At 57.5% G+C, this 12,721-nt stretch carries 10 protein-coding genes and 1 pseudogene; 3 read left to right on the forward strand and 8 right to left on the reverse strand.

Features of this window, described 5'->3' with window-relative positions; all coding sequences use genetic code 11:
* The first annotated feature begins 22 nt into the window (after positions 1-22).
* The gene (locus tag KBY83_RS12285) at positions 23-319 is read left to right on the forward strand and encodes a hypothetical protein (RefSeq protein WP_255019780.1); all 297 of its coding nucleotides are present in this window, start codon (positions 23-25) and stop codon (positions 317-319) included.
* 5 nt (positions 320-324) lie between these two features.
* On the opposite strand, the gene KBY83_RS12290 is transcribed toward KBY83_RS12285, so the two are convergent.
* Entirely contained in the window at positions 325-609 is a 285-nt protein-coding gene (locus KBY83_RS12290) for a hypothetical protein (protein WP_255019782.1), read from the reverse strand.
* Positions 610-991: 382 nt separating this feature from the next.
* On the opposite strand from KBY83_RS12290, the gene KBY83_RS12295 reads away from it, so the two are divergent.
* Complete coding sequence (locus KBY83_RS12295; protein WP_255019784.1) at positions 992-1,231, forward strand: hypothetical protein; 240 nt, start codon at positions 992-994, stop codon at positions 1,229-1,231.
* 239 nt (positions 1,232-1,470) lie between these two features.
* Positions 1,471-2,622 (forward strand): hypothetical protein, encoded by a 1,152-nt coding sequence (locus KBY83_RS12300; protein WP_255019785.1) that lies wholly within the window; start codon positions 1,471-1,473, stop codon positions 2,620-2,622.
* 60 nt (positions 2,623-2,682) lie between these two features.
* On the opposite strand, the gene KBY83_RS12305 is transcribed toward KBY83_RS12300, so the two are convergent.
* From KBY83_RS12305 to KBY83_RS12335, 7 genes and pseudogenes are all read right to left on the reverse strand, one after another.
* Positions 2,683-3,120: a hypothetical protein gene (locus tag KBY83_RS12305; protein WP_255019786.1), complete on the reverse strand. Its 438-nt coding sequence runs from the start codon at positions 3,118-3,120 to the stop codon at positions 2,683-2,685.
* A 301-nt stretch (positions 3,121-3,421) separates the two neighbouring features.
* Positions 3,422-4,666 carry a hypothetical protein gene (locus KBY83_RS12310; protein WP_255019788.1) on the reverse strand — a complete coding sequence of 415 codons (1,245 nt, stop codon included), beginning with the start codon at positions 4,664-4,666 and terminating at the stop codon, positions 3,422-3,424.
* Positions 4,667-4,740: 74 nt separating this feature from the next.
* Positions 4,741-5,532 carry a hypothetical protein gene (locus KBY83_RS12315; RefSeq protein ID WP_255019789.1) on the reverse strand — a complete coding sequence of 264 codons (792 nt, stop codon included), beginning with the start codon at positions 5,530-5,532 and terminating at the stop codon, positions 4,741-4,743.
* A 5-nt stretch (positions 5,533-5,537) separates the two neighbouring features.
* Positions 5,538-6,764 (reverse strand): DUF2201 family putative metallopeptidase, encoded by a 1,227-nt coding sequence (locus tag KBY83_RS12320; protein ID WP_255019790.1) that lies wholly within the window; start codon positions 6,762-6,764, stop codon positions 5,538-5,540.
* Positions 6,761-7,783: an AAA family ATPase gene (locus KBY83_RS12325; protein ID WP_255019792.1), complete on the reverse strand. Its 1,023-nt coding sequence runs from the start codon at positions 7,781-7,783 to the stop codon at positions 6,761-6,763. The genes KBY83_RS12320 and KBY83_RS12325 overlap by 4 nt, the downstream gene beginning before the upstream one ends.
* Before the next feature lie 272 nt (positions 7,784-8,055).
* Positions 8,056-11,643 (reverse strand): TM0106 family RecB-like putative nuclease, encoded by a 3,588-nt coding sequence (locus KBY83_RS12330; RefSeq protein WP_255019793.1) that lies wholly within the window; start codon positions 11,641-11,643, stop codon positions 8,056-8,058.
* A 466-nt stretch (positions 11,644-12,109) separates the two neighbouring features.
* Positions 12,110-12,595 (reverse strand): annotated as a pseudogene (locus tag KBY83_RS12335) (IS5 family transposase); the annotation flags it as partial.
* Positions 12,596-12,721 lie beyond the last annotated feature (126 nt).

Raw genomic sequence — 12,721 nt, forward strand, 5'->3', positions numbered from 1 at the left:
ACAGCCGCAAGGAAAGGCAGTAATGCTCCTGCGAATGACCATCGCCGCCCTGCTGACTGTGCTCTCGGGTGGCTTGCCTGTGCTCAGCCAGGGGCAAGTGCAGGGCTACACCAACCGGGATCGGGGCTTCTACTGGTATGGAGTGGGTGCGGGGATCGCTATTACCGTCTGCGAGCTGGAGCGCAACGGTGAAGTGAAGCGGGGCTTTGCCCGCAGCTTCATCCGCGATGCACGCACCGGTGATGAACTCCGCAAGCAGCCCAAGGCAGTGGAGGGGTTGGTGGATGCCTCCACATCCCGCAACTGCCAGGGCCTCTGAATGCCTCAGCGGCGCGGCACACACATCTGGGACGAGTAGATGTAACCAGTGGCGCAGGAGCCGGGATTAGGTGGCCGGTAGGCGTTGGCGGCGCCACCGCCACGGGGCACGCACATTTGGGACGAGTACGTGAAGCCACTGGCGCAGCTGCCGGGCCTGGGCGGCTGGTAGGCATTGCCTCCACCACCGCGGGGCACGCACACCCCGGCCGAATAGGTGAAGCCACTGCCGCAGCTACCGGGATTGGGGGGCACGTATTGGGCCGCTGCCGGCTGCTGCAGGGCAGCCATGAGAAGGGCAGCGATCGGGGTGAAGCGAAGCAGCGACCTGGAAGGAATTCTTTGTTCCACGCTAAGGCCAATCATAGGTGAGTTTTCTATGCAGAAAATGCATGAAACCCCGCCATCGACTAACACAAGCCACAGGCTCCCTCTACTCAGCCGAGCATGGCTTGCGAGCTGGCTGCAACGCCCCAATCATGTCGCCGTGAAGGGCTGCGCCGTCTGATCAATGCCCAGCGTTCTGACATACGTGTTAACAACACCAGCAGGCTGACTTGATCACCGCACTGTGCTTCGCAGGTGGAATGGGGCCTTGGTGCGAGCAATCGTTCTAAGTTCAGCCCATCCCTTAGATCTCCTGTGGAAACTATGCAGATGCTGCATAACACCAATGGCTGAGCCCCTGCCGGCGGCTGCCGAATCCCGCGAGATCCGGGTGTTCCTCTCCAGCACCTTCCGGGACTACATGGAGGAGTGCGACCTGCTGGTGAAGCAGGTGTTCTCGGCCATGTGCAGCAGTTCCGCTGATGGCGCAGGCGGCGCAGGGATCAGCAGCGATAGCGCCCTGCAAAATGTGCATCCGATGCTCCGTTCTTCAGCATTAGACAGGTCGTGTCTCCCGTATCGCTGAGCATGACTGCCAGCTCTTGATCAGAGTATGAACACAGGAATCAGCTGCCTGAGCTCTGGGTGATCGTGCCAGATCGCCCCCACTCGATCTATTATGTTGAGATCTTTCGTCTATTCTAATTGAATAAAGTGAGCTTTGACCCCCTCCATCTTGATCGTGGTTCGATCCCGAGGCCATTGCTTCCAGCGTGGAATCTGTTGTGCCAACGAAGCATTCTTGACATCGACAAAGGCCTGGCAATGTTCAGCGAGGTTGTGCAGGAGAGCCCCGTTATTGCGGACAAAATCTTTGAGTTAATTGGCATTAACGCGCAGTCTATTGCATCCGGTGGAGTTGTTTATATATTGAGCGAGGGCCAGTTCGTCGCCTGTGAGGACGAAGCCAATCCTTACTTTATTTACGCTTTGCTCGGGATGCTGTCCCGTGCGCCGAGAAAAGGCCGTGGAGAGGAGCTGAAACGCGCGATCCATTCTCTTGAGCTAGTCTGCCCGGCCATTCCAGAGCTAAGAGGATTCGATAACCTTGCGGATTTAAGGCTTTTTATCGATTGCCCTAAGGGCGGCAGTGAGCGACCCGCTCCTTATGCGCTTGACGCTCGGATTGATCCGATTCCTTCTCTTGAAAAGCTTGTGCTTAGCGCTGGCAATGGCTATAGGCTTGATAGCCTGGAGCGGCTTCCTGCACGCAGGTTAAAAACACTCAAAGCAAATGGCATTGGCCTGCGTTCTATCCAGGGACTTGAGGTGATAAAAGCCCTTCACAGTGTGGATTTAAGTCACAACCACGAACTCGAAGATCTAGGCCCGCTCATTGGTTCCGCGAATTCACTAAGTGATCTGAATCTGTCGAATACAGGGGTAAGAGATGTTGGCGCTCTGTCTGGTCTGCACTGCCTGGAAAGGCTCAACCTCGTTAGCTGTTCTGGCCTGCACGACCTAAATGGACTTGAGTCATGCAAGCATCTCCTTGAAGTAAGAGTTGGCCCGCATGCCATCGACTTCAAGGCAATCTCCAGTATCCCCAACACGTGGCTATGCATTGATTTTGCAGATGTCAAGCCAGATTGCTTGCAATTCAGTGATGATCTATTGAATGCATTGCTTGCCGTGCCGGGTCTCAGGCTAAAGATTATGGGCTTCAATTCTGCTGATAACTCGAAAAGTCTGGATGTTCTTGGCCTGGAGTCACTTTCTCGGATTCCACATCTAAGTGCTCTTGATCTATCTGACTTAGAATCGATTGATCATGTCGGTTTTGCATTGGCTCTTCACGAGCTGGATTTTTTTAAGGTTGCGCCGCGCTCCAAGCTCAGCAAAGCCATCGGTGGCTGCACCTTTGACACCAAATCCAAAATGGACAGATTAAAGCTCCTCCTGCTAGCAATAGGCTAATCACAGCGGTTGTTGAGGAGCGCGCCCAGAAGGAGCTGGCCGCTGCTGAGGCTGTAGGCCTCATCGATGAACACCACGCCCCCAAGGGCTGACTTCACCACCTGCTGCACCTTGAGGGCGGCCTGGCCGGAGTTGGCCCTTCACGGCATCAAGCCCGATCAGGCCATCGAGCTCCGCTAGCAGGGCATCGCTGCGGCGCTGGGTGGCGGTGGGTTCGTCGCTCTGCGGCTTTGGTGGTGCTGATGCCGCTCCTGCAAAGGGCTCGCGCGCCTGGGCCGCTGTCACCAAGACCGTAAGGCCCGGGAGCAGCACCGCACCGGCATTGGCCTGCTCAGCAGCAAGGGCAAGACCTTTGGGGACGGCCGCGCGCAAGTTGTCATCCAGCTCCTCCTCCACTTCCATCGCATCGGAGAAGAGGGTGACCAGATCCAGCACTGTGTCGACATAGCTGCCCACAGGGTTGTCCGGCTGGTTCCAGTGCCGCCGGAACAGTTCCATGCAGGCCTCCTGCACGCGGCGGAAGCGGGGGGTTGATCTTCTCGCTCAGATCTCGCTCCACCAGCTGCTCATGGCTGGTGGCTGCCATCAGCGCCGTTATGTCCCGCCCCGGCAGGTATGCGCGCAGTACCGCCTGATAAAGCGCCGAACCATCGCTGCTGAGCCTGTCGCCATAGACGGCCATCGCTTCAAATGCCACGGTGATGGTGGTGTGATCGCCGATCAGCTCCGGCAGCTGCTGCAGCTGGAGATGCTTGATCACAAAGCGGGAGGCAGCGGCGCTGCTGTTGGTCATGGCCATTCAGCCCATTCCAAGCAGCTGAAGCTGCAACTTTGCCACCTGCCCAGGGGTGTCAAAAGTGCAGCCGCCTAGTTTTTTACTCAGCTCAGAGCGTGGCAGGATTTTGAGTAGCTCCAGCTCACTCAGCCCCATAACCGGCAGCAGGTCGTCCAGATCGCACTCGGATAGATCGAGTGATCGCAGGTGAGTTATCCGGCTGAGCACTTCAGGGTTATTGATCCGCATACCCCACGAATTGCCGTTGCTGATTCGTAGGTGGCACTGCGGCAAAGCCGCCAGGGCGTTGATCAAGGCATCTGGCAGGGTGCGCTCGGCGTAGCGGTCGGAGCAGTCGATATGGATAACGACATCAGGGAGCCCGGTCAGGGCCTGCAGATCGGTAACGGAGGGCCTGATCGTGATCTCCTGCAGGCCCGTGCAGGCTTCGATTCCCTCCAGGCTCTTGAGCTTGCTGCATTTAGCCAGGTTTAAGCTGCCATTAAAAGTAGAAGGTAAAGACCCAAGCTGGGTGATCGGACAAGTCTCAACGGCGATGCTCGCCAGAGTGACTGGCCAGACGGCTGTGAGCTTTGTAAGCCTCTTGCAGTCTCTGAAATCAACTGTCCATAAAGCAGAAAGCTCGCCAATTACCTCCAGGCTGGAGAGCTGGGGACAGTTGGAGATGCTTAGTGTTTCAAGGCGTTGCAGCTTACGCAAAGCTTCAACATCCTTAAGTTTGGGCATGGTATCGATATACAGCGATGTGATCTGATCAGCTGCGCACTCAATTCCCTCGAGGGACGTCAGTTCGTCGAGCTCCGAGATTCTGAGATCGGCGCTGCCTAGCTTTGGAAGGTACTGCAGATCCGTCAGGTTCTTGAGCCCATTGATCGAGAAAGTGTGCTCCTGAGTAATCGTCAGCGTCTCCAGCCCTTTGAGGCTGGTGAGTTTGGGACAACAACCAAAATCAAGCTCCTCCAGCTCACCGGCCTGAGCGAGCACTGATAGATCCCTAACGGCTGTGCGGGAGAAATCCAGCTGCTTCAGCGATGCAACTGATGCCTGCAGGGGGGAGATATCGCCAAGCTGCTCATTGCCCTCGATGCTGACCGCTTCGAGGGCGGTGCAACCGGCGAGTGCTTGGATGCTTGTGAGGCCAAGCCCAGCGCCATCCAGCTTCCGCAACCGGGGGGCGATGAGGCCATCAAGGCTGGTGATCTCGAGGTTGTAGCACTGATAAATCCTGAGGTTCTCTAGGGCAGGCAAGGCATCAAAGCGTTCGGCGATCGCTGCCTTAACGGCTCCATCTGGATCGTAAGATGAGTAGTCGAGATCGATATCTAGCTCCTGCAGGGCGGTGAATCCCTTGAGCTCAGGCAGGGAGGGACAGCCTGCTTTAGTTTCCTCACAGCCTGGCGAAGCAGGGCTCCACGACTGTCTTTTTGGGAGCGGGAGAGCAGACCCAGCAGGGCATAGAGCAAATGGGGATTGGCTGCTTCATTGGCTCGTTGGAAGCGGTTGCCTAAAATCAGGGTTCCTGTGTCCGCGTTCACGCCCACCTCCTTCAGAATTATTTCAGCGGTTCTCCCATCAACTGCTGCCAAGTCGCTGAATGCATTGAGCCCGTCAATGATTTGCATGACGCTTCCTGATCTGAGCTGATTCCAGATCCCGCGCAGGGCCTTGGGAAGTGCGCCCGGAGCGCCGGTACTTACACGGATAGGACGGAGGCTATCGACAATCAGCCGGGCCTCAAATTCAGCCAGAGAAATGACTAGTTTTCGTGGCCAGAGCTTTTCAACGGTTGCCAATTCCTGGGGATCAGCCACCAGCAGATGGGCAGCCTCCGCAGAGGAGGCGATCTTTCCCCCTTGTAAGCAAAACTCTTTGATCAGGTCAGCACGGTCAACGCTGCCATTCAGCCAAACCCTGACTGATTGAAAGCGGCGCTCCGGCATGAGTTCGTGATTGGATCCAGGCAACTCAAGTTCACTGAAGGTGATTACTCCTTCCGCACAAACCTGCACTTGCATCACGTCCTTGTTATCAGGCCCGTGGAGATCGAGCGCTAATGCAACTAGGCGCATGGCGCGCTCTGGCGTGGTGGCAAGGCTCAGCAAAAGGTTTGTCATAAATCTCAGATGAGGCGGGAGATTTCGCCGTAAGGGATGTCTTCGCTCTGCAGGCCACCTGGCACGATCACCCAAAGCACCGGCAGCCGGGGTGCTTCCTCAGGGAAATCGCCGTAGCCATCGGTGAGGTAAACGCAAATGGCCTCCTGATCACCGCTCCAGGCCTCCATTGCGGCCTGAAAAAAGGGGCGGAAGTCTGTGCCGCCGCCGCCTTCCGGCTGAGGGATTTCGTGCACGCTCCCGATTTCATAAGGCCCGTAGCATTCGGCATCGGCATACCAGAGTCTGCAATCGAGCATCGGGTAGGAGGAGAGTATGCCGTTTACCTCGCCTATGAACAATGACATCTGCTCATCGTCGATCGAGCCGCTGGTGTCAATGCAGACAAATACCTGCACACTTTCACCCTCAAGGTGATCGAGATAAAGGCCGCGATGTAGAAAGCGTCGATCAAATCCACTGAAATCTGTTGGGGTACGCACAAGATACCGCCAAAGCTGTGATCGCCAGTCAATTTGAGGATCAGCTACCTCACCAAGATGGCGCAGTATCCCTGCCGGTAGGTTGTCCTGGCCCTGGCTGCTGGCCAGCACCTTGGCCTGCTGGATTGCCTGTTTCCAGTGGGCCTCCAGGAAACTGCGGTCGTGGAGGTCATGCAGCTCTCCGGCGGGATCGTGGCTGCTACAATCGCCGAATTCCTTCCCCTCCCCCTCTTCTCCTCCCTTTCCTTCCTCTCCTTTCTCTTGCTCGGCTCCCAAACCCATTGATCCAGGCTTCAGTAGATCGACCAGTGGCAATTTGGGCTGCTTTTTCTTGGCGTTCTTCTGCAGCAGCTCGTAGATCTCCTCGACGCTGTGATGCTCGAGCTTGGTGTCGCGGATTGCGCCTTTCGGCAGGGCAATGCTTTTCTCGGCCGCCACCATCCCGTTAACGACGATGTCGGCGGCGATGTTGAACAGCTCCGGCTCACGCACGCCGCGGCGGCTGGGGTGCAGCAGGGCGGCGTGCAGCAGTTCATGCAGAAACACCGCGTCGCGCTCTGGCGGCGGCAGGTCTCCATAGCCGTTGGGGTGGAAGAACAGCAGCCGGCCATCGGTGGCTGCGACCGGCACCTCCTCGGTGAAACGCACATCCACAAACAACGCCAGCGCTGCAAAGAAGGGCGAATGGCGCCTTAGGCGGATGCGGGTGGCACTGATCAGATCACTGAGCTGGGCGGCGGTGCGGCTCACTGGTTAATCAACTGGCTGTAGTGGGTCAGGTACTTCAGAATGGCTGGGTCTTTCATCACGACCTTGGCGAGGTTGGCCAGCTGCTTGCGGCGCTGGAACTGGTTCACCACATCGGCGGCGTAAAGCTGCACCCATTCCTCGCTGGCCTTGGCAATCAACCACTGGAACACCGCCAGCACCTCGGGTGGCTTCTGCGAGCGCACAGTGAGTCCGGTGGTGGTTGCCCAGCGGCTTGAGGCTTCCTTTGGAAATGCGATCTTGCCACCTTTCCCGGCAACGATTGCATCAAGATCGGGCAGCTCGTTGTAGACGGCTAGATAAGCGCGAAATTCTGCGGCTACTCCTTCCCCTACGGCAGCATCAACTGGCAAATTCGCTTGGTGCAGTCGACTAGCCATCTCCCAGGTGCGTGGCGAAGGCCAGGATGGAGTCTTGTGATCCAGCTTGTGTAGCAAGGTGGGGCGATAGCCCAAGAAGGCAATCACCTGCTCAGAGAAGCCGCGCTCGAGCGCATGGCTCTTGAAGCTGTCGAAATCGGCTTCCACGCTGAGGTGTAGGAAGCGGTTGGCTAATGGCGCGGGCATCTCAAACACTGAGGCGCGATCTTCCTTGCGATTGCCAGCTGCCCAGAGGAACCAGCCATCCGGCACGACATAGCTGCCAACACGGCGATCAAGAATTAACTGCTGGGCGACGCCCTGCATCGCAGGTGGAGCCATGTTGAGTTCGTCGAGAAAAAGGATTCCCTTGCCCTCTCTTGGCAAAACCTCGGGCGGATACCAGGTGGAGGTGCCGGCGGTTTCATTCTTTGCCGGTGGCACTGGCACTGGCAGGCCGCGCAGGTCGGTGGGAGCCAGCTGGCTCAAGCGAAGGTCGATGAATTGCATCGCCGATTCCTGTGCCACTTGGGCGACGATGCTGGATTTGCCGATTCCCGGCGGCCCCCAGACCATCGTGCTGATCTGTAGCTTTGCGCTGACGAGATGGTTGAGGTAGCTAGAGAGTTGAGATGGCTTCATGAGTGTTGTGCAGTCTGACTATCCTGATTCTCTTGACTTTACAAGCGCAAGGTGTAGAGCTCTTTATTGGCTTTGTAGTGAGCGATCGCCGTTATGCAGTCAAAGTGGACAAGTCCGTGGCCGTTTTGAGTGCACCATTTTCTGGCTCTCCTGTAGGCCGCATTCGCCCTTTCGCAGACTATCTCGTCGAAGACTCTACAAGCAACTGCTGGAAACCAGTGCAATGAAGCTCGAGGCACCAGTAAATAGTGATTGCCATTATTTTTCACTCTCTAGGTAATAGCTGCTTGCATCACGCTGCACAACCGATTAAGGCGTTGCACATTGGCGATGCTGTTACTGATTCCGGTGGCAAGCTCTGGGGAACCCACCACGATCGAGAGACACTGGGCCCGGCTGGTCGCCACGTTGAGGCGGTTTGGATCGAGCAAAAAGTCAATACCACGGGGAGCACTTTCGCCATCGCTAGCGGTAAGCGAATGAATCGCAACAGGGGCTTCCTGGCCCTGAAATTTATCTACGGTGCCGATTCGCGCCTTGTGGCCAATGCGCTTTTGCAGGCTATTCACTTGCATGTTGTAGGGAGCGGTGATCAGGATCTCCTCGCGACCCAGCTCCCCGTTCTCAGTAGTCATCTTGCCGTTAACGAGCCGGGCACGCTGGTAGGGCTGGCCATGCAGACGTTCCACTAGAGCAGCAATGTGTTCCACCTCTTCTTCGCTGAGGGTGCTGTTGCCGCTGTGGGGCACCGCCTCAAACACGAGCCCCTGCTTTGGGCCATCCCAGTGCACCTGGTTGGCTGTGTTGCAGGAGGCAGCTTGCAATTGGCCCTCATAAAAGAGCTCTGACACCACTTCGGTGAGCGGTGGCGGCATACGCCAGCTGGTGGCAAGAAATACACCCCGATCGGCTGGCACCACGGCGTGATCCTGCATCACGTAGTCGAGGCAGCTCAGACCGCTCTCGCCGGGGTGATCAGCTCGGCATGGCTGGCTGAGCTGCTGCTGATCACCCACCAGCAGGATGTTGCGCGCCACCTTGCTCATGTAGAGCAAGTTGCTCAACGACACCTGGCCGGCCTCGTCAATAACGAGTAGATCGAAGGGCGCCCCGTCGTAGGCCTCCTTCACCAGGGTGAACACCGTGCCGCCAAGCACGGCGGGGTCGTCCGGCAGGTCGGCCTCCTTGAGGGCCTGAGCGCGGGTGCCAGATAGTGATTTCACATCGGCTTTATGGCTGGCGCTACTTGAGGCCTTCACCACCAAGTCATTGCTGCCGAGCTCATCAAGACACTCCTGCGCCTTGCGCAATACGTTGTTGATTGCCTCATTGCTGTTGGAGCTCACCGCCACCCGCTGGCCGGATTGCACCAGCTGGGCGATCACCTCGCCGGTGACGGTGGTCTTGCCGGTTCCGGGTGGTCCCTGGAGGCATAGCCCCAGGCCATCGGCATCCTTCAAGAAGGCTGTTAGTTCCGCAGCAGTTGTGCTCGGTGCCTGACGGACGCGCTGATTCAGCGGTTCGAGTTCGGGGATGGTGCGGCGCTCCAAGAGATGCAGCAGTGCCGGCGGCAGCGGTGTCCCCTCGCCCACCCAGCCCTGGGCCTGACGCACCAGATCCTTGAGCATGCTCCGGTAGATCAGCTTGGGCAAAGGGACAAGATCGGCTGCCTGCGGCAGCTCGTTGCCGCTGAGGTTCACCGCCTTTGCCAACAGATCACCGGTGGCTTTCATGGTTACTTGATCGGGCTGGTTCTCCTCAAGCAAGCCCTCAGCGCTCCATGCCTTGCCATCGGCCATTAACAAGTGATCTAGGGGCAGCAGGCGCGTGCCATCGAGCAGCAGCGGCACCAAGGCAAAGCGTGGGTTGCGACCCTCGCGGGCGGCCAGTTTGAGCGGCTGGCTTGCATCGAAGCGGTAGCGGAAGCCAAAGGAGTTCTTGATCCGCTCCACCGTTTCCAGCTGGGCAGCAGCGATCACTTCGCTGTCATCCTCCCGTTCCTCTGGAGTCATCTGCAGCCGGCGGAAGAACTCCGACCATTCGACCCTGCCTTCCCTCTCGTAGAAGTCGATCAGCTGGCCCAGCAAACGCTGCAGCCGGCGGCTGATGCCTCGCGGGCCGATGGCGTCGCCATCGACATCCACGGCCTGCTGTTTTTTGGATTTCGTCTTGGCTGTTGGCGCTTGATCGCCAAGCTCAGCCAGCAGCTCGAACGCCGCCACTTCAAGATCTTTTTGGTAGGTGCTGGTCTCCTTTTCCTCCGCTTCCGCCTTGGCTGCTGTATCCCACTTATTGGCCCGGGGGGTTATCTGCTGCCCCTCTGGCAGGTTGAGCAGGAAGCGGTGCAACCCTTCGGTGACCTGACAATCCTTCTCGTTGTAATCCTGGAGATCCTGCAGCAATGGGCTCTGGCCGGCGGCCTTGCCGGGCACCGTTGGCTGAGTGGACTTACGCCACTCGGCGTATTGCACCACTGAATCAGCCGCACTCTCCACCTCCTCGGTACGGGCGTTGCCGTAGAGGCGCTCCACCTTTTTGATCGAGTAGCTAGGTGCACCAACCAGCAGGCCGTTTCGCACGATCGGAAAGAGATCCACGAGCAGCTCGTCCCTCAACCACTGATCAATCAGCGCTTGGTGAATCTGATGGCGGGAGGCCAGGTTGTTGAGAGCAGTCTTCTCGTAGCTGGCGTAGTGATAAACGTGCAGATTGGGGTAGTGGGCGCGGCGCTGCTGCACCCATAGAACGAACTGAGCAAAGGCGTGCTTTTCCTCTGTGCTGTTGTGAGCCCACCAAGGCTGGAATTGGATTTCGCCCTTTTCGTCTCGGTAGCAGGCGCCAAAAAGGTATTCGAGCTTTTCGCCGTTGATCGGATTTGGAAAGCCCTCCATGTCAAACCAGATGTCACCCTCATCTGGTGCTGGAAGCATGGCCAGCCCCTTGGCCTGCTGCTCAATCGGCCGCACCTCGTGCGCAGGGCGACCGTCGGTTTTGGATGCAGAAGCTACTTGAATACGAGCCTGATCCCGCAGCCGAGCGAGCATGGCTGGAGCCAACTTGGAAACAGACTCGGTTTCTTTCAGGGCGGCCAGCTGCTCGATGGTGGTGATACCAGCTGCACGTAACTTGGTGCGCTGGTTCTGACGCATACCGGCCACCAGCATCAGATCACGCTTGGCCTCTAGGCGTTCAGTGATGAACGGCTCCCATAAGCCATGGTCACCAGGTGCATCCTCAGGCTCCTTACTAGCGTCGAAGCTGGCCCGAAAATCGCGGTAGCGCTGGCGTAGCAGTTCGTACCAGCTCCAGAAATCCTTTCTGGGGTACTGCTGGAACTGTTCTGTGCCCTTCTTGCCGCCTAGGTAAAGCTTGAAGTGATCGGGCTTGTGGCCCAGGATCGGCTCGAGAAGCTCGCAGTAGGCGCAAGCCTGTACCAAGTAGATCGGCTTGGGGTGGCTGGAAAGCTTGCATTCAATTGGGATATAGCTCCATGAGCCAAGCAGTGACGGCTGATCGACACGCTCTAGCAGGTCGGCTGAGCCACGCAGCTCGTCGTTATGCAGCGATGCCTGCCAGATGTAGTCAGCCCCGGAGCGCATGGCCGCTTCGGTGGCTGCGTAGTCGGAATCGCATTGCTTGCCGACGAGCTTGGCAACGGTTTTGCCGTCGGCCTCGAGCCGCTCAACCAGAAGCTCCTCGTGCTTGAGGCCCGCAGCGAACAGCAATTCATCAAGGGCCTTGGCCTCTGGTCGCGGAGCCCGCTGGGGGTTCGTGGCATGGGTTTCTTCCCACCAGGCACCGATCACGGGGCTGCGGCTAAACAGGGCCAGCTGGGTGGGGGTGATCAGGCGGTAGGCCATGGAACTGAGGGGTGGGGGTTCTCTGGGGTCTGATGACGACCAGCCTGCCGGGGCCGGAGATGCGATAGGTGTCGCTCGTGCGAAGGACGGTCCTCAGTTAAACATGACTCCCATTACGGCGGAGTTCGCACATAGCAAAGGCGGTAGTAAGCTCTACATCAGCAAAACCATTTACATCGCATGATGGTCATCCAATAGCTCTTCTTGAATACAAGAGTTTAGGAAGTGACCCGGGGTTTCACCCTAGAAGCACCACACCCTCGAAATTGCAACATGGGTAGCCCGCGCGTAATACCTAAGGAACCTCTGATCAACGAGGCTTTCACGCTGGCAGAACAGAGCAATTTTGCAGATAGGTGGATTTCTGGGTGATCCAGCTCTAATTCACCTTCTTCTTACTCTTTGAGAGCAACTTTGTGCCTATTCTGGTCCCAAATCGAGCCCTATAGACACACCAATACTGCGCCTATCCCGTGGTTAGTAGATAGGCTCGAGCGAGATACAGGTTCGTGAGCGCTGCCAGAACATTGACTTTGCAGTGGTTCTTAGCGATACCACGCAGTCTGGTCTTCTGGAACCCGAACTGTTGTTTGATCACACGAAATGGGTGCTCAAACTTGGCCCTGATGTGTGCCTTGGCCGTCTCTACTAAATCAAGCAACCTGCCGTCGGGCGTATCTGGCAAGACCCTCCGCTTCCCAGGCCGCATGGCAACCCGGAATGTTGTGCTCTTGCCAGCCATTTCTGCTCGCTTTTCAATTCCTTGATATCCGGCGTCTCCGTAGACCACCTCCTCATCCCCATGCAGTAGCTGGGCTGCTCGGGTGATGTCGTGCACATTGGCCGAGTTGGTCTCAACCGAGTGGATCAGCCCGGAGTCCTTGTCTACACCGATATGCACCTTCATACCGAAATACCACTGGTTGCCCTTCTTGGTCTGGTGCATCTCTGGACGTGATTACCCAGCTCACTCCGCACAGGGCGAACTGGTCGCATAGACTGGTACGCATATACCAGTTAGCCCATGTCGCGCAGTGCCGTCCAGTTTCAGAAAGGCCTCTCGCTGCCTGAGTTCCAA

The sequence above is a fragment of the Cyanobium sp. WKJ7-Wakatipu genome, from assembly GCF_024345355.1.
Lineage (GTDB): Bacteria > Cyanobacteriota > Cyanobacteriia > PCC-6307 > Cyanobiaceae > Cyanobium_A > Cyanobium_A usitatum.

Excerpts from the sequence above, each read along its gene's own strand:
- KBY83_RS12285 (WP_255019780.1), top strand. The coding sequence starts at position 23 with ATGCTCCTGCGAATGACCATCGCCGCCCTGCTGACTGTGCTCTCGGGT.
- KBY83_RS12290 (WP_255019782.1), bottom strand. The coding sequence starts at position 609 with ATGGCTGCCCTGCAGCAGCCGGCAGCGGCCCAATACGTGCCCCCCAAT.
- KBY83_RS12295 (WP_255019784.1), top strand. The coding sequence starts at position 992 with ATGGCTGAGCCCCTGCCGGCGGCTGCCGAATCCCGCGAGATCCGGGTG.
- KBY83_RS12300 (WP_255019785.1), top strand. The coding sequence starts at position 1,471 with ATGTTCAGCGAGGTTGTGCAGGAGAGCCCCGTTATTGCGGACAAAATC.
- KBY83_RS12305 (WP_255019786.1), bottom strand. The coding sequence starts at position 3,120 with ATGGAACTGTTCCGGCGGCACTGGAACCAGCCGGACAACCCTGTGGGC.
- KBY83_RS12315 (WP_255019789.1), bottom strand. The coding sequence starts at position 5,532 with ATGACAAACCTTTTGCTGAGCCTTGCCACCACGCCAGAGCGCGCCATG.
- KBY83_RS12325 (WP_255019792.1), bottom strand. The coding sequence starts at position 7,783 with ATGAAGCCATCTCAACTCTCTAGCTACCTCAACCATCTCGTCAGCGCA.
- KBY83_RS12330 (WP_255019793.1), bottom strand. The coding sequence starts at position 11,643 with ATGGCCTACCGCCTGATCACCCCCACCCAGCTGGCCCTGTTTAGCCGC.